At 63.4% G+C, this 17,547-nt stretch carries 17 protein-coding genes; 12 read left to right on the top strand and 5 right to left on the bottom strand.

Annotated features, from left to right (window positions below; genetic code table 11):
• Positions 1-12 precede the first annotated feature (12 nt).
• From NKI70_RS21065 to erpA, 5 genes are all read right to left on the bottom strand, one after another.
• Positions 13-330 carry a hypothetical protein gene (locus tag NKI70_RS21065; protein ID WP_352587859.1) on the bottom strand — a complete coding sequence of 106 codons (318 nt, stop codon included), beginning with the start codon at positions 328-330 and terminating at the stop codon, positions 13-15.
• Between the two features lie 77 nt (positions 331-407).
• Positions 408-1,202: an exodeoxyribonuclease III gene (gene xth, locus NKI70_RS21070; RefSeq protein ID WP_023678937.1), complete on the bottom strand. Its 795-nt coding sequence runs from the start codon at positions 1,200-1,202 to the stop codon at positions 408-410.
• A 30-nt stretch (positions 1,203-1,232) separates the two neighbouring features.
• Complete coding sequence (locus NKI70_RS21075) at positions 1,233-1,622, bottom strand: VOC family protein (RefSeq protein WP_352568994.1); 390 nt, start codon at positions 1,620-1,622, stop codon at positions 1,233-1,235.
• A 2-nt stretch (positions 1,623-1,624) separates the two neighbouring features.
• Complete coding sequence (locus NKI70_RS21080; protein ID WP_352568862.1) at positions 1,625-2,104, bottom strand: hypothetical protein; 480 nt, start codon at positions 2,102-2,104, stop codon at positions 1,625-1,627.
• A 37-nt stretch (positions 2,105-2,141) separates the two neighbouring features.
• Positions 2,142-2,489: an iron-sulfur cluster insertion protein ErpA gene (erpA, locus tag NKI70_RS21085; protein ID WP_352568861.1), complete on the bottom strand. Its 348-nt coding sequence runs from the start codon at positions 2,487-2,489 to the stop codon at positions 2,142-2,144.
• Between the two features lie 73 nt (positions 2,490-2,562).
• Between erpA and NKI70_RS21090 the strand changes: the two genes are divergently transcribed.
• From NKI70_RS21090 to NKI70_RS21145, 12 genes are all read left to right on the top strand, one after another.
• The gene (locus tag NKI70_RS21090; protein ID WP_352568860.1) at positions 2,563-3,777 is read left to right on the top strand and encodes a deoxyguanosinetriphosphate triphosphohydrolase; all 1,215 of its coding nucleotides are present in this window, start codon (positions 2,563-2,565) and stop codon (positions 3,775-3,777) included.
• Between the two features lie 61 nt (positions 3,778-3,838).
• On the top strand, positions 3,839-5,596 hold the full coding sequence (argS, locus tag NKI70_RS21095; RefSeq protein WP_352568859.1) for an arginine--tRNA ligase: 1,758 nt from the start codon (positions 3,839-3,841) through the stop codon (positions 5,594-5,596).
• A gap of 103 nt (positions 5,597-5,699) precedes the next feature.
• Positions 5,700-9,302, top strand: coding sequence for an SPOR domain-containing protein (locus tag NKI70_RS21100; protein WP_352697805.1), 3,603 nt, complete (start codon positions 5,700-5,702; stop codon positions 9,300-9,302).
• Positions 9,303-9,418: 116 nt separating this feature from the next.
• The gene (nagZ, locus tag NKI70_RS21105; RefSeq protein WP_352697803.1) at positions 9,419-10,438 is read left to right on the top strand and encodes a beta-N-acetylhexosaminidase; all 1,020 of its coding nucleotides are present in this window, start codon (positions 9,419-9,421) and stop codon (positions 10,436-10,438) included.
• A 58-nt stretch (positions 10,439-10,496) separates the two neighbouring features.
• Positions 10,497-11,297 carry a segregation and condensation protein A gene (locus NKI70_RS21110; RefSeq protein ID WP_023678931.1) on the top strand — a complete coding sequence of 267 codons (801 nt, stop codon included), beginning with the start codon at positions 10,497-10,499 and terminating at the stop codon, positions 11,295-11,297.
• The gene (gene scpB / locus NKI70_RS21115) at positions 11,294-12,073 is read left to right on the top strand and encodes an SMC-Scp complex subunit ScpB (RefSeq protein ID WP_352451389.1); all 780 of its coding nucleotides are present in this window, start codon (positions 11,294-11,296) and stop codon (positions 12,071-12,073) included. The genes NKI70_RS21110 and scpB overlap by 4 nt, the downstream gene beginning before the upstream one ends.
• 176 nt (positions 12,074-12,249) lie before the next feature.
• Positions 12,250-12,471 (top strand): twin-arginine translocase TatA/TatE family subunit, encoded by a 222-nt coding sequence (locus NKI70_RS21120; protein ID WP_352490594.1) that lies wholly within the window; start codon positions 12,250-12,252, stop codon positions 12,469-12,471.
• A gap of 29 nt (positions 12,472-12,500) precedes the next feature.
• Positions 12,501-13,187, top strand: a complete 687-nt coding sequence (tatB, locus tag NKI70_RS21125; protein ID WP_352568855.1) for a Sec-independent protein translocase protein TatB — start codon at positions 12,501-12,503, stop codon at positions 13,185-13,187.
• Positions 13,184-14,047, top strand: coding sequence for a twin-arginine translocase subunit TatC (gene tatC, locus NKI70_RS21130; protein WP_023678927.1), 864 nt, complete (start codon positions 13,184-13,186; stop codon positions 14,045-14,047). Before tatB ends, tatC begins: the two co-directional genes overlap by 4 nt.
• Positions 14,048-14,460: 413 nt before the next feature.
• A complete protein-coding gene (serS, locus tag NKI70_RS21135; RefSeq protein WP_352697801.1) occupies positions 14,461-15,768 on the top strand; it encodes a serine--tRNA ligase in 1,308 nt (435 codons plus the stop codon).
• 244 nt (positions 15,769-16,012) lie between these two features.
• Positions 16,013-16,771, top strand: coding sequence for a 5'/3'-nucleotidase SurE (gene surE, locus NKI70_RS21140; RefSeq protein WP_352724875.1), 759 nt, complete (start codon positions 16,013-16,015; stop codon positions 16,769-16,771).
• On the top strand, positions 16,768-17,433 hold the full coding sequence (locus NKI70_RS21145) for a protein-L-isoaspartate(D-aspartate) O-methyltransferase (RefSeq protein ID WP_352568853.1): 666 nt from the start codon (positions 16,768-16,770) through the stop codon (positions 17,431-17,433). The genes surE and NKI70_RS21145 overlap by 4 nt, the downstream gene beginning before the upstream one ends.
• Positions 17,434-17,547 lie beyond the last annotated feature (114 nt).

Here is a 17,547-nt window from a genome sequence, read left to right on the forward strand (position 1 = left end):
TCCGTTTTGAAATCAATTCTCGGTCGGTTCCGCCGGCATGCCGCTGGGCGCCGGTGTTGAGATCGGCGTGCCCTGCAGATGTGGGGCCAGCGTGTTCTCCGGGCAGCCATCCCGCTGCTTTGTCCAGGACGTGTTGTTGAGCACCATCTCGCAACGGGCGAGGTAGCTTTGGCCGGCAGGCGTCAGGCAAGCCACCCGGCCGATCTCGAATGATTTGCCGTTAGCCAGGCACTCTGCATCGGCAAAGGCCGGCGTCGCCACCGCCATCGCAAGCGCGCAGCCGATCGGGCAAAGTGCAAATCGAGTAGTCATGGGAACCCCAGCCACCATGATGATTTCTCATCAAGCACGCGATTTGTGGCGATAAGAGGTCAACTTATCAATGTGCCGCCGGACAGCAGCTCCGGTCAGGCCGGCTGCAGCGCCAGATCGATCGCCACCGGCACGTGGTCGGAGGGTTTTTCCCAGGCGCGCACCTGTTTTTCGATCGAAGCCGAGGAAAACCAGTTGGCGGCTTCGGGCGACAGAAGCAGGTGGTCGATGCGGATGCCGTTGTTCTTCTGCCAGGCGCCGGCCTGATAGTCCCAGAACGTAAAAATGTCCGGTGCGTCGGTGACGGCACGCACGGCTTCGGTGAAGCCGAGATTCTTCAGCCGCCGGAACGCCTGCCGCGTCGCGGGCTGGAACAGCGCATCGCTTAGCCAGTTTTCCGGATACTTCGCGTCGATCGGCTCGGGAATGACATTGTAGTCGCCGGCCAGAACCAGCGGCTCTTCCAGTGCAAGCCGCTCCTCGGCCCAGCGCTCAAGTCGCGCCATCCAGGAAAGCTTGTAGGAGAACTTCTTCTCGTCGTCGATCGGGTTGCCGTTCGGCAGATAGATCGAGGCAACGCGCAAGGCGCCCTTGTCGGTCGAGAACACGCCCTCGATGAAACGCGCCTGCTCGTCGGCATCGTCGCCCGGCAAGCCGCGATTGACCTCGTCGAAACGCAGCTTCGACAGGATGGCGACGCCGTTGAAGCCTTTTTGGCCGTAAGTCTCGACATTGTAGCCGAGTGCCTCGATCTCGGCGCGGGGAAACTGCTCGTCGACCGTCTTGATCTCCTGCAGGCAGGCGATGTCGGGCGCGCTTTCCGTCAGCCAATGGGTCAAATTGCCGATGCGGGCGCGAACGCCGTTGATGTTCCAGGTGACGATTTTCATGACGGCCTCGATAGGCTGGTGGTCCGGAGACTAGCGATCCGGTGGATGACGTTCGACAAGGCCGATCGTATTGCCTGCCGGGTCCTTTAGGAAGGCCATCCATTCGCTTTCCCCCGCCTGGCCGAACAGGCCTTCGGTGTCGCGATGGACGAGCGCCGGCGGCGCGGTGAAGGGAACACCGGCGACCCTTGCCGAAGCGTGGAACTCGTCGAGGCCCGATATGTCGAGATAGACGGTGCCGGCAGGTAGGCCGTCGGTGAAAAGCAGGCGCACGTCACCGGCCATGATAAAGGCGATGCCTGGCGGATCGAAACGCGCATGCAGGTTCATGCCGAGCACCTCGCGCCAGAACGCCAGCGTCGCATCGAGGTCGCGCCCGGCGGAAAGCGCGACCTGACGGACCGCGCCGACACGGCGCATGCTCATTCACTCCCGAAAGGTTGGGGTTCGGCATTTTCCGCGAGTATTTGCTCTATCATCCATCGCAGGTGCGATGCCTGCTCGCGCGTTGCATTCTCGTCCATCCAATCACAGCCGTTGTAAAGGTCTCCAAGCCAGTGTGGAAAATCGTATTTGTCCTCAATCGGCGACACCATACGGCAGACCTGAAAGGGTTCCAGGTCGCCGTCAAGGTAAGTCCGAATGCGTCGAAGGAACAGCTTACGTGCTATTTCCTTGGCTTCATCGGACTTGTCGTTGAAATCGGGAAAACACCGCGCGATCAGCGACCTCAAATGGCCATGAGCTTTCGCAAGATTAACGGCATTCCGCGGATTGCACCGCACGAGCTGCACATAATCAGCGTCGTCTGCGTAGACCCGAGCTGCCTTGTGACGGTTGGCCCAACCAACGATATCGATATCGGAAATTGCTTCTATCTCGCGGGCGACAAGGACCGTCATCGGATCCTCAAGGCCCTCGAGGAGCGGCTTCATATTTTCAAATACTGAAGCTGGTGCCGCAGCCGCAGGAGGCGACCGCATTGGGGTTTCTGATCTGGAACGACTGGCCCATCAGATCGTCGACGAAATCGATCACCGAGCCGCCCATATAGACCAGCGACAGGTCGTCGATCAGCACGGTGGCGCCGTCCTTCTCGATGGCGACGTCGTCGTCATTGCGCCCATCGACCAGGTCGAACTTGTAGGAGAAGCCGGAACAGCCGCCGCCCTCGACCGAAACGCGCACGGCCGTCTTACCGGCTTCGCTCGCCACAATCTTGGCGATCCGCCTGGCGGCGGCGTCGGTCATCTCGACTTTCATGGCGGTCTTGGCATCAGCGCCCATGGGCGTCACCTTGCATTCGGTTTCGTATGATAGGTATGAAGCGCGACGGGGCAAGTCAACTGCGGCATACGCTATGACCAACGAGTTTGGCGACATCGGATTCGGCTATCGACCGCGCGCGGCCTATGCCAGCGACCCGGCGAAGTCGCGCGGGCGGCTGTTCGACGAGGTGGAAAGCCCGACGCGTACGCCGTTCCAGCGCGACCGCGACCGCATCATCCATTCGACGGCGTTCCGCCGGCTGAAGCACAAGACGCAAGTGTTTGTCGCGCACGAAGGCGACCATTACCGCACGAGGCTGACGCATTCGATCGAGGTAGCGCAAATCGCACGCGCTCTGGCGCGGGCACTGCGCGGCGACGAGGACTTGGCCGAGGCGGTGGCCCTGGTGCACGACTTCGGCCACACGCCCTTCGGCCATACCGGCGAGGACGCGCTGAACGAGAAGATGGCCGCCTGGGGCGGCTTCGACCACAATGCGCAGTCGCTGCGTGTGGTGACGCGGCTGGAGCGGCGCTATGCCGAGTTCGATGGGCTGAACCTCACCTGGGAAACGTTGGAGGGGCTGGTCAAGCACAATGGCCCGCTGACCGATGCCAAGGGCAAAGGGCTGAAGGGGCCGGTGCCGCAGGCTATCCGCGACTATTCCGAACTGCACGACCTCGAACTCGACCGCTTCGCTGGTATCGAGGCGCAGTGTGCGGCGATTGCCGACGACATCGCCTACAACACCCACGACATCGATGACGGCTTGAGGGCAGGGCTGTTGACGCTGGATATGCTGGAGGGCGTCTCGCTGCCGGGGTCGATCCTCAAGGGCGTGCGTCAGCGCTATCCGGCGCTCGATGACGTACGCACCGGCCACGAGCTGATGCGCCGGCAGATCACCATCATGGTCGAGGACGTGATCGTCTCGACGACAGCCAATCTGGCGCGCATCAAGCCCGGCAGCGCCGAAGCGGTAAGGGCGGCCGGCGAGCCGATGGTGAGCTTCTCCGCCGAGACGGCCGTATTGGAAAAGGAGCTGAAGGCCTTTCTCTACAAGCACCTCTACCGGCATGCGGAGGTCATGCGGGTGCGCGCCGATGCCGACCAGATCGTCAGGGACCTGTTCGACGTCTATTTCGCCGATCCGCGCGCTATGCCGGATGGCTGGCGCGAAGGGCTCGACCGGGCAGAGGACCGCGTCAAGGCGCGCAGTGTTGCCGATTTCCTAGCCGGCATGACGGACACTTATGCGCTCAAGGAACACAGGCGTTTGTTTGACCATACGCCGGATTTGAGCTAGGGCGGGCGCGATTTTGCCGGCCAACGAGCCGGATCCCTGCAAAACCGTCAGAGCCACAGCAATGAACATCTTCGCCGATTTCAACGCGCGAATCATAAAGGCCGTCGAAGCGCTTGATTTGAAAGACAAGGATGGCGTGTCGCCGGACCTGTCGCGCATCGCCGTCGAGCCGCCGCGCGATGCCAGCCATGGCGATCTCGCGACCAACGCAGCCATGGTGTTGGCCAAGCCGACCGGCCAGAACCCGCGTGCGCTGGCCGAAAGGCTGGCCGAGGCGCTGCGCGCCGACGAGGATATCGCGGCCGCCGAGATCGCCGGCCCGGGCTTCGTCAATCTCAGGCTCAAGGACGGCTTCTGGCAGGCGCATCTGACGGCGCTGCTCGGCGAAGGCCGCAACTATGGCCGCTCGACTATCGGCGACGGCAAGAAAACCAATGTCGAATATGTCTCGGCCAACCCAACCGGCCCGATGCATGTCGGCCATTGCCGGGGTGCTGTAGTCGGCGACGCGCTGGCCAATCTGATGGCCTTCGCCGGTTACGACGTGACCAAGGAATACGTCATCAACGATGCCGGTTCGCAGATCGACGTGCTCGGACGCTCAGTCATGCTGCGCTACCGCGAAGCGCTCGGCGATGAGATCGGCGACATTCCGGCCGGGCTTTATCCAGGCGACTATCTGATCCCCGTTGGTCAGGCGCTGGCCAGCGAATTCGGCCGCTCCCTGCTGCAGATGCCGGACGAGGAGGCGCTTGCCATCGTCAAGGACAGGACGATCGACGCGATGATGGCGATGATCCGCGAGGATCTGGCGCTGCTCAACGTGCATCACGACGTCTTCTTCTCCGAGCGGACGCTGCATGCGAACAACGCCCGCAAGATACGCTCGGCGATCAGCGACCTGACGCTGAAGGGCCACATCTACAAGGGCAAGCTGCCGCCGCCCAAGGGCGAGAAGCCGGACGACTGGGAGGACCGCGAGCAGACGCTGTTCCGCTCGACCGCGGTCGGCGACGACATGGACCGGGCGCTGGTCAAGTCGGACGGCACCTTCACCTATTTCGCCGCCGATGTCGCCTACCTCAAGGACAAGGTCGATCGCGGCTTCGTCGACCTGATCTATGTGCTTGGCGCCGATCATGGCGGCTACGTGAAGCGGCTGGAAGCGCTTGCCCGGGCGATTGCCGGCGACGAGGTCAAGCTTACCGTGCTGCTTTGCCAGTTGGTGAGGCTGTTTCGCGCCGGCGAGCCGGTGCGTATGTCGAAGCGGTCGGGCGAGTTCGTGACCTTGCGCGAAGTGGTCGAGGAGGTCGGCCGCGACCCGATCCGCTTCATGATGCTCTACCGCAAGAACGACGCGCCGCTCGACTTCGACTTCGCCAAGGTAACCGAGCAGTCGAAGGACAATCCGGTGTTCTACGTGCAGTATGCCTCGGCGCGCTGCCATTCGGTATTCCGGCAGGCGAGCGAGCAATTGGGCGAGGCCATGTTCGACCGCAACCAGCTGGCCGCCGAAGTGGCTTTGCTGACCGATGAGGGGGAGATCGGCCTGATCAGGAAGCTCGCCGAATATCCTCGGCTGATCGAAGCCGCGGCGCTCGCGCTCGAGCCCCACCGGCTGGCATTTTACCTCTACGAACTCGCTTCCAGCTTCCACGGACACTGGAACCGGGGCACCGATAATCCCGACTTACGTTTTGTTAAGGTTAACGACCGACAATTGACGCATGCCAGACTAGGGCTGGTGCAGGCTGTTTCGGACGTTTTGACGTCCGGCCTGACGCTGATCGGAGCCAATGCGCCCACCGAAATGCGTTAGGTTTGAGTAAAAAACCTGTCACCTTTTGCCCACATTGCGCTGGTAAGGGCCAACCCTACGCGACGTCCATGGCGTCCGAATGAGTGCGAGTTCGGGAACAATAATGGCAGACAGAACCCAGCTGAGAGCAGCCGACCACAACGACATCGCCAACGATGATCCGTTCGCGGAACTGACCAGGATCATGGGGTTCGACCCGCGCCAGCCGGTCAAACCGCAAACCCCGGCCCAGCCGAAAACCGCTGCCGCCGAACCGTCGGTGGACGAGGGCGATTTCGAGATCGATCTCGAGAAGGAGTTGATGGGCGAATTCGGCGCCGACGCCAACGACAATGCTTCCCCTGCCAAGCTTCGCGAGCCGACACCCGAACCGGCCGCCGCCGACGAAATGGAGGACGCGCTTGCTGCCTCGTTCGAACAGGATTTCGCGTTCGACGACAGTGCGGCGGATGATGCTGCTCCTGTTGCAGCCACTCCTGTTGCCGCCGACGAAATTGCCTCCGCCCCCGAAAGGGCGTTCGCTCCCGCCGTCGAGCCGGAGCTCGACGACGATTTCGATAACGCCGTCGCCGGCTCGCTCGAAGACGTGTCGCCGTTCGAGGACGACCTTTCGAGTGACGACGAACTTGCCGCCTCGCTCGACCAGGATTTTCGGCACGACGACGGTGTGACGGCCAAGATCGCGGTGACCGGCGAGGATGAACCCAGGGCCGCAGCCGAGGCGATCGAGCCGGTCGACGAGCCCGCCTTCGACGATGAGTTCGACAACGCCGTGGCAAGTTCGCTCGAAGACGAGCTGATGCTCGAAGAGCATGAGCCGATGGAGCAGACCGTCGCCGTTGAAACCGCCGCGCAAGCGGCCGCGTTCGATGACGAGTTCGACGATGCCGTTGCAAGCTCGCTCGAAGACGAGCTGATGTTCGACGAGCATGAGCCGGCGGAAAACGTCGCCGCCACGTCATCGCCGGTTGAGGCGGTTTCGGCCGATGAGGATCTTGCCGGCCAATTCGATGATGCCATGGCCGATGTCGACATGGACTTCGATGTTCGCTCGAACGGGCCTGCCGAAATCGAAGAACCAGAGTTTATCGAAGAGCAGTCGATCGAAGAGCCAGAGGCCGCCCGGCTTTCCGGCGCGGCCGCTGAAGCGGCGTTCGACGACGATTTCGATCTGAGCTTCGACGATGCGCCTGCCGAGGAAGCCGAAGAGCCCGTGGCGCAAGTTGCGGCCGAACCAGTGGCGCCAGCCGCTGTCGTCCCGACGGCCCCAGTGGCTGAGGAACGCAGCCTGGAAGACGAACTGAACGCGCTGCTCGGTGCGATGAGCACACGGCCGGCACAAGCGGTCAACGAACCTCAGACAAGCCAGCAGTCTGCCCAGCAGCCCGTGATGGCTGTTCAGCAGCCTATCGCGCCGGTAATTCAGAAGCCAGCAGTGGCCGCTGAACAGCCAATGGCGGCGGTCAAAGACGTCGCCAACGAACCGGTGCATGCTGTCGACGAGCTGGATTGGGAACTCGACGAGCACGAGCCCGCTGAGCCGCCGCAGTCCAGTGCCGCCGATGACGCCGAACTTGGCAGTGTCCTCCTCGATGAGCTTGAAGGCGAGGATTTCGGTGTTGAAGCCGCTGCCGGACCCGCGGATGATCTCGACAGCGATGCGCTCGATGCCGACTTCGCCAGGAATATCGGCCTGGATCATGACTCGGCCGACAAGAGTGCGGCAGCTGCTGCCGAAGAAGACCCGCTCGATGCGCTGAACTGGCTGACGACACGCGCCACGCCGCCCGAGCCGGCCCGCTCGTGGAGCCGCGTGACACCGGTCGCACAGCCTCAGCCCGCTTTTGCAAGCCAGCCGGTAGCTTCGGCGCGTCCGGCACCACCGCCGCAGCCGGCTGCAACGCCGTCCTATCGGGCCGCACCGGTCGAAGAGAGGCCATCCTATGAAGATCGGCCCGCCTACACGGAAGCTGCACCAAGCTCGCATCAGCAGCCTTCCGCTTATGACGAGATGCCCGATGTCGAGACGGTCGACGTGCCCGAGCGCGTCGTGGCGCTGGCGGACGATCTCGACATTCCGGAGCTCAACTTCGACGATGACGAGCCGGTGGCGCCCGCCTACGACGATCTCGATGCCGATTTTGCCAGCCTTCTCACCGAAATGAATGCCACGGATATAGCGCCTGCCCCGGTGCGCAGTGCTGGCTATGACGATGAATACGATGCCGGCTTCGCGTCTGGCTATAAGCAAGATCGTAGCGAGACGCGCGCCTATGGCGCCAAGCCTGCGGAAGCCCCCGTCAGCGCGGCGGCCGCTTCCTATGCCGATGCAGCGGACGGTTTCGATCTGGGCCCATTGCCTGGCGGCCAGCCGGTTTCGCAAGCCGACGATTTCACCTTCGATGAGCTCGACTACGATCCCGAACTGGACGAGGAGATGTCGGTTCCGGGCCTCGCCGAACGCGAGGCCGAAAGGCAGCCGCGCAGGCGCGGGCTGCTGATAGGAGCGGTGGTCGGCGCCGTGGCGATCGCCGGAGGCCTTGGCGCCTTTGCGTTGACCCTCGGCGGCAAGAGCGGCAGCGATGCGCCGGTTATCGTCAAGGCCGACAACAGGCCGATCAAGATCAAGCCGGAAAATCCAGGCGGCACCGTCGTGCCGAACCAGGACAACAAGGTTTATGACGCTGTGGTCAAGGGCGCCAAGCCCGCCGAGCCGGTTCAGCAGAAGCTGGTCACCAACACCGAAGAGCCTGTGGACCTGAAGGCCGACGAACCGGAGAGCCGCGTCGTCGATCTTTCGCCCAATGACCCCGATGCCGCGGACGATATCGACGCGCCCGGCACCGTGGCGTCCGACACCGACGGGTCTGGCACCAATGCGCCTGGCACTAACGCGTCTGACTCCAGCGCGCTTGGCGCCAGTGCGGCTGGCGCTACCGAAACCGCCGCCGCACCGGCGCCCAAGTCCGAGGATCGCATCGCGCAGGTTCTGCAGGAGGCCGAGAAGGGTGCAACCCCCGAGATCGTCGCTGTTGCGCCGCGCAAGGTACGGACCATGGTCGTGAAACCTGACGGCTCGCTCGTGGCGCGCGAGGATCCGGCGCCCGCCGCCCCGCAGATGGCTGCTGCCGAGCCGGCCGATCCGGCGCCGCAGCACGTGGCTCCGGCCGCCCAGGCCGACGCCGCGGCGCAGACCGGCACCGTGCCCCTGATCGACCAATTGACAAGTGATCTGAAGATTGGCGACCAGGCGAGCGGCGATCAGGCCGAAACCTCCAAGCTGCAGCCGGCGCCCAAGCCCGACATAAAGGCTGAAGCCAAGCCGTCAGCCAGCAAGCAGTCCGCCAGCACCCCGGCCACGGTTCCGGTGGCGCCGCAGCGCCCGTCCGACCAGCCGGTCGACGTGGTCGGCGAGGTCAAGCCCGATCAGGTCGCTTCCATCGATCCGGCCGCGGCCGGCGCTGGTTCGTGGTCGATACAGATCGCTTCGCAGCCGACCGTCGAAAGCGCCCAGGCGACTTATCAGGATCTGCAGCGCCGCTACGGCAGCGTGCTTTCCGGCCGCACCGCCAACATCGTCAAGGCCGAGATTGCCGGCAAGGGCACCTTCTACCGCGTCCGCGTTCCGGCGCAGTCTCGCAACGAGGCGATCAAACTGTGCACCAGCTACAAGGCTGCCGGCGGCAATTGCTTCGTGTCCCACTAGGCACCAAAACCTCTCGAAAAGCCGGCGTCCGCGCCGGCTTTTTTGCGTGAACGGAAACCTCTGAAGGCAATTGCGGGCGATTCCCTTTGTCGGCGCGAAGCTCTAAACTGTTCCGCATGACCGAATCAAAATCCATGATCCTCGGCTGCGCCGGGAAATCACTGACCCGCGACGAGATCCGTTTCTATCGCAACGAATGCCCGTGGGGCTTCATCCTGTTTGCGCGCAATATCGGCGAGACCGAGCAGATCCGCGATCTGGTCGCCGCGATGCGCGACTGCGTCGGGCGTGCGGATGCGCCGGTGTTTATCGACCAGGAGGGCGGCCGGGTGCAGCGCCTACGGCCGCCGCTGGCGCCGAACTATCCGGCTGCCGGTGCACTCGGCGCCTTGTGGCGCGACGACCATGACGCCGGCACCCGTGCCGCATGGCTGATGGCGCGGCTGCATGCCTTCGACCTGCTGCGCTACGGCATCACGGCGGATTGCCTGCCGGTGCTCGACGTGCCCATCGAGGGCGCCAGCGACGTCATCGGCGCGCGCGCCTATGGCAAGGAGCCGCGCGCCGTCATCGAATTGGGTCGCGCCGCGGCGGAAGGCCTGATGGCGGGCGGCGTGCTGCCGGTGATGAAGCATATTCCCGGTCATGGAAGGGCCTTCGCCGATACGCATTTCGAACTGCCGACCGTCGACGCCTCGATCGGCGACTTGCAGCGGCATGATTTTGCCCCGTTCAGGGAGCTCAACCATTTGCCGATGGCGATGACGGCGCATGTCGTCTATAGCGCGATCGACCCGAAGAACCCGGCCACCACATCCGGCAAGGTCATCGAAAAGATCATCCGCGACGAAATCGGCTTCGACGGGCTGTTGATGAGCGACGACACCTCGATGAAGGCACTTTCTGGGGATTTCCCGTCAAAGGCGGCCGCTATCCTTGCGGCGGGCTGCGATCTGGTCCTTCACTGCAACGGCGTGTTCGAGGAGATGGCCGGCATTGCATCGCGCACGACCGGGCTGGAAGGCAAGTCGTTTGAGCGCGCGGAGCGGGCGCTGACCTATATCAGGAACCGTGACGTGGCGGACGAGACCGAGATTCGGGCCGAATTTGCCAGTTACTTCGACGCGGTGGCCTAGCATCAAAGGAAGCGAAGTGGCGGAAACATTGGACCTGAAGGCCGGCAAGGCCGCACCGATGGACCGCTTGTGGGCCGAGAACGACGATTCCCGGCTGACCGGCGATCCGGCGTTGGTCGTCGATGTGGCCGGCTTCGAAGGTCCGCTCGATCTTCTGCTGCATCTTGCCCGCAATCAGAAGGTCGACCTGTCGCGCATCTCGATCCTGGCGCTGGCCGAACAGTATCTGGCCTTCGTCGAGAAGGTGAGGGCGCTGAGGCTGGAGCTTGCCGCCGACTACCTGGTGATGGCGGCATGGCTGGCCTTCCTCAAGTCGAAGCTCCTGATCCCCAAGCAGCCCGGCGACGAAGGCGAAAGCGGCGAGGAACTGGCGGCGGTGCTGCAGTTCCGGCTGAAGCGGCTGGAGGCGATGCGCGACGCGGCGGCACGGCTGGTCAACCGCAACCGGCTCGGACGCGACGTGTTTGCACGTGGCATGCCGGAAATGGTGATCGTCGAGAAGCGCAATGCCTATTCGGCCTCGCTCTACGACCTGTTGACCGCCTATGCCCAGCAGCGCCAGAAGCAGGCAATAACCAATGTGACGATCGCCAGGCGCGGCGTGTGGTCGCTCAAGGATGCGCGCGACGTGCTGACCAGGCTGATCGGGTCGCTGCGCGACTGGACGGCGCTCGACAGTTTCCTGGTCGAATATCTGGCCGGCCCGGAAGAGCGGCGCACCGCGGTTGCTAGCTCGTTTGCCGCGACACTGGAACTGGTGCGCGAAGGCAAGATGGAAATGCGGCAGGACCAGGTGTTCGCGCCGCTTTATCTGCGCGGCCGCGCCCAGGCCATCAAGATAGTCGAGGTAACACCATGAGCGAACGCGCCAACGCTTCGGTCATTCCGTTCAAGGTCGACGACGACGCCGAGCAAGGCGCGGTCGCCGAAAACCCGGCACAAAATCAGGGGCAGAATTTGTCGCGGAATCCTGGCGAGCGGCTGCATATGGCGGAGGCCGTACGGATGGCCGAGGCGATCGTATTCGCCAGCGCCGAGCCGGTCAGCGAAAAACAGCTCACTTCGCGACTGCCCGACGGCATCAACATTGCCGCGGCAATGGCCGAACTGCAGCAGATCTATGCGCGGCGCGGCGTCAATCTGGTGCGCGTCGGCGATGCCTGGGCGTTTCGCACCGCCGGCGACCTCGCCTTCCTGATGAGCCGTGACACGGTGCAGCAGCGCAAACTGTCCCGCGCTGCCCTCGAAGTGCTGGCGATCATCGCCTACCACCAGCCGGTAACGCGCGCCGAGATCGAGGACATCCGCGGCGTCGAGACGTCGAAGGGGACGCTCGACACGCTGATGGAGACCGAATGGGTGAGGATGCGCGGCCGGCGTCGCACGCCCGGCCGTCCCGTCACCTACGGCACGACCGACATTTTCCTCGACCATTTCGCACTGGAGGAGATACGCGATCTCCCCGGCATGGAGGAATTGAAGGGTGCGGGGCTGCTGTCAGGCCGCATGCCGTCGAATTTCTCGGTGCCGCTGCCGCCGGCCGACCCCGATGCGCTCACCGACGACGAGGATCCGCTGACCGACATCGACCTCGAAGAACTCGGCCTTTTGACGCCGCGCGTCACGGAAGATTGAGCCGAGCGCCATCTTAGCCACAGGCAGGATGGGACTGCGCCGATTGGTAGCGGGCCGCCGTGCCGAAAGTGCGTGACTTCGGCGACTCATTCATGAACTCTGTCGCAGTTCTGTTTGAATCCGAACCCGAAAGCGCATAGATCAGCGTCTGGGAAACCGTTCGAGAGAGATTTGCTATGGGTTCATTTTCGATTTGGCACTGGATGATCGTTCTGGTGATCGTGCTGCTGGTGTTCGGCCGCGGCAAGATCCCCGAGTTGATGGGCGACATGGCCAAGGGCATCAAGAGCTTCAAGAAGGGCATGGCGGACGACGAGACTGCCGAGGACAAGCGTACCGTTGAACACCGTGCCGACGAAACCGTTTCGGTACCGAAGGAAAAGGCCAGCAAAAGCTGAGCCCAAAACTTTAGTCGGAACGTATAGCCATGTTCGAAGTCGGCTGGACCGAGATGCTGGTGATCGCGATCGTCATGATCGTGGTCGTCGGGCCCAAGGATTTGCCCAACATGCTGCGCACCTTCGGCCGCACGACGGCGAAGCTGCGGAGCATGGCGTCCGATTTCCAGCGGCAGTTCAACGATGCGTTGAAGGAAGCCGAGCTCGACGACGTCAAGAAGTCGGTCGATTCGCTGAGAAGCCTCAATCCGGCAGCCGAGATCAGGAAGCAGCTCAATCCATTCGAGCAGGCCGCCGCCGACGTCCGTTCCGGCGTCGACGCAGTGATGAAACCCAAGCCGGCCGTCGATGCCGCCGCTTCGACAGAGCAGACAGCCGAGCCGCTGAAGAACGGCGCAACGACGATGCCGGGCGTCAGCCCGCCGGAGCCGACGCCGGCCACGCCGATCTTTCCGGCGATGACGGACGAGTCCGTCGTGGCGCCGGCAGTGCAGGCGCAAACGACCGCAGCGGCCGTGCCGCAAAAAGCGCCGGCGGCAAAGAAGAAGCCGGCGCCCGCAAACGCCGCGGCCGCAGTGCCGGCCAGGCCGGCAAAGACTGCTGCGCCAAAGGCTGCCGCAAAAGCTGAGCAAAAAGCGCAGTTGTCAGCAGCGAAGAAGCCGGCGTCAGCAACGAAGAAGCCGGCCGCCAGGAAAACGGCGGGAGCCGCCAAGTGAGCGTTTCGGACAAGGAAAAGGACGAGATAGAAAAATCGTCGGCTCCGCTGATGGAGCACCTGATCGAGTTGCGCCGGCGGCTGATCTGGTCGATTGGCGGTTTTTTTGTTGCCTTCCTGGTCTGCTTCTTTTTCGCCAAGCGGCTGTTCAACCTTCTGGTCATTCCGTTCAGATGGGCGACCCAATGGGCCGGGCTCGACCCGCACAAGGTCGAGCTGATCTATACGGCGCCACAGGAGTTCTTCTTTACCCAGGTCAAGCTCGCCATGTTCGGCGGCATGGTCATCGCCTTTCCGCTGATCGCCACGCAGATCTACAAATTCATCGCGCCCGGCCTCTACAAAAACGAGCGCAACGCCTTCCTGCCGTTCCTGATCGCCTCGCCGATCCTGTTCCTGATGGGCGCATCGCTGGTCTATTTCTTCTTCACGCCGATGGTGATGTGGTTCTTCCTCGCCATGCAGCAGACCGGCACCAACGACCAGGTGCAGATTTCGCTGCTGCCGAAAGTGTCCGAATATCTCAGCCTGATCATGACGCTGATCTTCTCCTTCGGCCTGGTGTTCCAGCTGCCGGTGGTGACAAGCCTGATGACGCGGGTCGGCATGCTGTCGTCCACGGCCCTGGCCGAGAAGCGCAAATGGGCGATCGTCATCGCCTTCGTCGTGGCGGCGGTGCTGACGCCGCCCGACCCGATGAGCCAGATCGGCCTCGCCATTCCGACGATCCTGCTCTACGAGGTCTCGATCTGGTCGGCCCGGCTGATCGAACGCAGCAAGGAGCGCGACCGTGTGGCCCGCGAAAAGCAGGACGCCACCGAAGAGGTGGCCGAAAAGCCGGCGGACGCGTCTTCGACGTAGGTTCGGTTGAAGCGGGCAGCATTTTTTTGCCGGCCATGGCAACTTTGTTCTTGCTTTGTGCCGGCAGCTATGCTACTAATTTAAGTATGGTGCCAATTGGCTCCAAAAACCCGCCCACTCAGGCGGGTTTTTTTGTTTCTTCCTTTGAAGTTCCGGTGTTGCCGCCTGAGGTCGGCGGGACAGCGCCCCCCTCTGTCCTGCCGGACATCTCCCCCACTTGGGGGGAGATTGGCAACTTCGCCGATGGCTTGCTTTTTCAGCGCCGGAGATTGGCGAAAGCAGCAGTGACGGCCGATCTCCCCACCCGTGGGGGAGATGTCCGGCAGGACAGAGGGGGGCGCGAAGGAACTCTGCCTTGACGCCTTGCATCGATGCGGTTTACCCCCTCTGGCCTACTCAAGGACGAACAGACCATGCTTGACATCAAATGGATTCGCGACAACCCGAAGGCCTTTGTCGAGGCGCTCCAGAAGCGCTCGTGGTCGGCTGAGGATGCGCAGTCCACGGTCGACGACCTGATCGCCGCGGATGAGGCGCGGCGCGAGCATCTGACCGAGCTGCAGACCAGGCAGGAACGCCGCAACGCCGCATCGAAGGAGATCGGCAATGCCATGCGCTCGGGCGATGCAGCTCTCGCCGAAAGGCTGAAGGCCGAGGTCGGCGAGATCAAGGCCTTCATCCAGAATGGCGAGGCGCGCGAGCGCGAGCTCGACAAGGCGCTGAACGATGCGCTGGCGGTGCTGCCCAACGTGCCGTTCGACGACGTGCCGGTCGGCAAGGACGAGCACGACAACGTCGTCATGCGCGTCGTCGGCGAGGTGCCGACGCGGCCGAATTGGGTGAAGGAGCATTTCGAGATCGGCGAAGCGCTCGGCATGATGGATTTCGAGCGGGCAGCACGGCTTTCCGGCTCGCGCTTCACGGTGCTGAAGAGCGGCCTGGCGCGGATGGAACGCGCGCTCGGCCAGTTCATGCTGGATCTGCACACCACCGAGCACGGCTATATAGAGATCCAGCCGCCGTTGATGGTGCGCGACGAGGTGCTTTTCGGGACCGGGCAACTGCCGAAATTCGAAGAGGATTTATTCTTCGTTCGGCACGGGGACGGCAGGCTTGGCCTAATCCCAACCGCCGAAGTGCCGCTCACCAATCTCGTTCGCGACGAGATCATGCCGCACGAAAAACTGCCGCTGCGCTATACGGCGCTGACGCCGTGCTTCCGCTCCGAGGCGGGCTCGGCCGGGCGCGACACGCGCGGCATGCTGCGCCAGCACCAGTTCTACAAGGTCGAGCTGGTGTCGATCACCGACCAGGAGACTTCGGTTGCCGAGCATGAGCGCATGACCGAATGCGCCGAGGAGGTGCTGAAGCGGCTCGGCCTGCCGTTCCGCACCATGACGCTGTGCACCGGCGACATGGGCTTTGGCGCGCGCAAGACCTACGACATCGAGGTCTGGCTGCCCGGCCAGAATGCCTATCGCGAGATATCGTCGTGCTCGGTATGCGGCGATTTCCAGGCGCGGCGCATGGACGCCCGCTACAAGGACAAGGACGGCAAGGGCAACCGCTTCGTCCACACGCTGAACGGTTCGGGCACCGCCGTCGGCCGCGCTCTCATTGCCGTCATCGAAAATTACCAAAACGAGGACGGCAGCGTAACCATTCCTGAAGCGCTTCGGGCTTACATGGGCGGTCTCGCAAAGATCGAATCATCGAAGTGACAAGATTGTCGGCCCCGCGTTCCTTCGCGCCCCCCTCTGTCCTGCCGGACATCTCCCCCTCAAGGGGGGAGATTGCGCCGTCATCACAGCTTTCGCCAACTGTTGGCGTAGCAAGGAAGGCGGCGGCTACGGTATTGCCGATCTCCCCCCTTGAGGGGGAGATGTCAAGTGGTGGCAAAGAGGGCAGGACAGAGGGGGGTATCGTAGAGCGCTGCCGTCAATCCAATTCTGCAAAGGCGGTCTCATGCGCATCCTCCTGACCAACGACGACGGCATCCATGCCGAGGGCCTTGCATCACTCGAACGCATCGCGCGCACGCTGTCGGACGACGTCTGGGTGGTGGCACCGGAACAGGATCAGTCCGGCTATGCGCATTCGCTGTCGATCTCGGAGCCGCTGCGGCTCAGGAAAATCGGCGAAAAGCACTTTGCGGTGCGCGGAACGCCGACCGACTGTGTCATCATGGGCGTGAAGAAGATCCTGCCCGAAGCGCCTGACCTGATCCTGTCCGGCGTCAATTGCGGCGCCAACATCGCCGACGACGTCACCTATTCGGGCACGGTCGCCGGCGCCATGGAAGGCGCGCTGCTCGGCGTGCGATCGATCGCCATCAGCCAGGCCTATTCCTATGTCGGCGAGGACCGCGTCGTTCCCTACGAGACCACCGAAGCGCTGGCGCCGGCCCTGCTCGAAAAGCTCGTCGCCATGCCGTTGCCGGACGGCGTGCTGCTCAACGTCAATTTTCCGAACTGTGCGCCGGAAGAGATCGCCGGCACTGTAGTCACTTCGCAGGGCAAGCTGGTCCACAGCCTGTGGGTCGACGAGCGGCGCGACGGGCGCGGCCTGCCTTACTACTGGCTGCGCTTCGGCCGCGAGCCAGTCGAGGGCAAGCAAGGCACCGACCTCCATGCCTTGCGCAATCGGCTGGTGTCGGTGACGCCGCTGCAGCTCGATCTCACCGCGCATGAAATCCGCGATCAACTGGCCAAGGCGCTCGCATGAACTTGAACCACGCTGCAACGGTCGACGAGCGCGAAGGTTTCGCTGCCTTCCTGCTTCGTCTGCGCGGCAGGGGGACGGTGCCGAAGGCGCTGATCGCCGCCTTCGAGGCGACGCCGCGGCGCGGCTTTCTGTCTCCGCATTTCCACCCGATGGCCTGGTCGGACCGTATGCTGCCGATCGAATGCGGCGAGGCCATCGAAGGCGCCGACCTGCAGGCGGCGGTGATCGCGGCATTTGCCATCGAGCCGGGCAACCGGGTGCTCGAGATCGGCACCGGGTCCGGCTACACGGCGGCGGTGATGTCGCGGCTTGCCGCGCGGATCGTCACCATCGACCGTTACAAGACGCTGGCCGAACAGGCCCGGCAGCGCCTCGAGGCACTCGCCATCGGCAATGTGATCGTGCGCCAGGCGGACGGTTCCAACGGGCTGGCCAACGAAGCGCCGTTCGACCGCATCGTCGCCTGGGCGGCCTTCGACAGCCTGCCGCGCTTTCTCCTCGACCAATTGTCGAGCGGCGGCATCGTCATCGCGCCGATCGGACCCGACGAAGGCGAGCAGGTGCTGGCCAAGCTGACCAAGGTCGGCAGCCGCTTCGAACGCGAGGATATCGGCCTGGTGCGCCTGCAGCCGATCCTGCACGGTGTCGCCGCGGTGATCTAGACTGTGTCGATATTCAGGTGAGGCCGGCCTGCAAATGGCGGCTTCCTCCGCTTCCGGCCTTCGCCGGCCGAAGCATTCATAAGAGGTCGCGGCAGTTAAGGCTATGGCCGGCGT

The organism is Mesorhizobium sp. M0500 (assembly GCF_040321165.1).
Classification (GTDB): domain Bacteria; phylum Pseudomonadota; class Alphaproteobacteria; order Rhizobiales; family Rhizobiaceae; genus Mesorhizobium.

What these genes read in the sequence shown, in the direction of transcription:
- NKI70_RS21110 (WP_023678931.1), top strand. Translation starts at nt 10,497, where the DNA reads ATGGACCGCTTGTGGGCCGAGAACGACGATTCCCGGCTGACCGGCGAT.
- NKI70_RS21145 (WP_352568853.1), top strand. Translation starts at nt 16,768, where the DNA reads ATGAACTTGAACCACGCTGCAACGGTCGACGAGCGCGAAGGTTTCGCT.
- NKI70_RS21075 (WP_352568994.1), bottom strand. Translation starts at nt 1,622, where the DNA reads ATGCGCCGTGTCGGCGCGGTCCGTCAGGTCGCGCTTTCCGCCGGGCGC.
- NKI70_RS21065 (WP_352587859.1), bottom strand. Translation starts at nt 330, where the DNA reads ATGGTGGCTGGGGTTCCCATGACTACTCGATTTGCACTTTGCCCGATC.
- NKI70_RS21090 (WP_352568860.1), top strand. Translation starts at nt 2,563, where the DNA reads ATGACCAACGAGTTTGGCGACATCGGATTCGGCTATCGACCGCGCGCG.
- surE (WP_352724875.1), top strand. Translation starts at nt 16,013, where the DNA reads ATGCGCATCCTCCTGACCAACGACGACGGCATCCATGCCGAGGGCCTT.
- erpA (WP_352568861.1), bottom strand. Translation starts at nt 2,489, where the DNA reads ATGGGCGCTGATGCCAAGACCGCCATGAAAGTCGAGATGACCGACGCC.
- tatB (WP_352568855.1), top strand. Translation starts at nt 12,501, where the DNA reads ATGTTCGAAGTCGGCTGGACCGAGATGCTGGTGATCGCGATCGTCATG.
- nagZ (WP_352697803.1), top strand. Translation starts at nt 9,419, where the DNA reads ATGACCGAATCAAAATCCATGATCCTCGGCTGCGCCGGGAAATCACTG.
- serS (WP_352697801.1), top strand. Translation starts at nt 14,461, where the DNA reads ATGCTTGACATCAAATGGATTCGCGACAACCCGAAGGCCTTTGTCGAG.
- argS (WP_352568859.1), top strand. Translation starts at nt 3,839, where the DNA reads ATGAACATCTTCGCCGATTTCAACGCGCGAATCATAAAGGCCGTCGAA.
- scpB (WP_352451389.1), top strand. Translation starts at nt 11,294, where the DNA reads ATGAGCGAACGCGCCAACGCTTCGGTCATTCCGTTCAAGGTCGACGAC.
- NKI70_RS21100 (WP_352697805.1), top strand. Translation starts at nt 5,700, where the DNA reads ATGGCAGACAGAACCCAGCTGAGAGCAGCCGACCACAACGACATCGCC.
- NKI70_RS21120 (WP_352490594.1), top strand. Translation starts at nt 12,250, where the DNA reads ATGGGTTCATTTTCGATTTGGCACTGGATGATCGTTCTGGTGATCGTG.
- xth (WP_023678937.1), bottom strand. Translation starts at nt 1,202, where the DNA reads ATGAAAATCGTCACCTGGAACATCAACGGCGTTCGCGCCCGCATCGGC.
- NKI70_RS21080 (WP_352568862.1), bottom strand. Translation starts at nt 2,104, where the DNA reads ATGACGGTCCTTGTCGCCCGCGAGATAGAAGCAATTTCCGATATCGAT.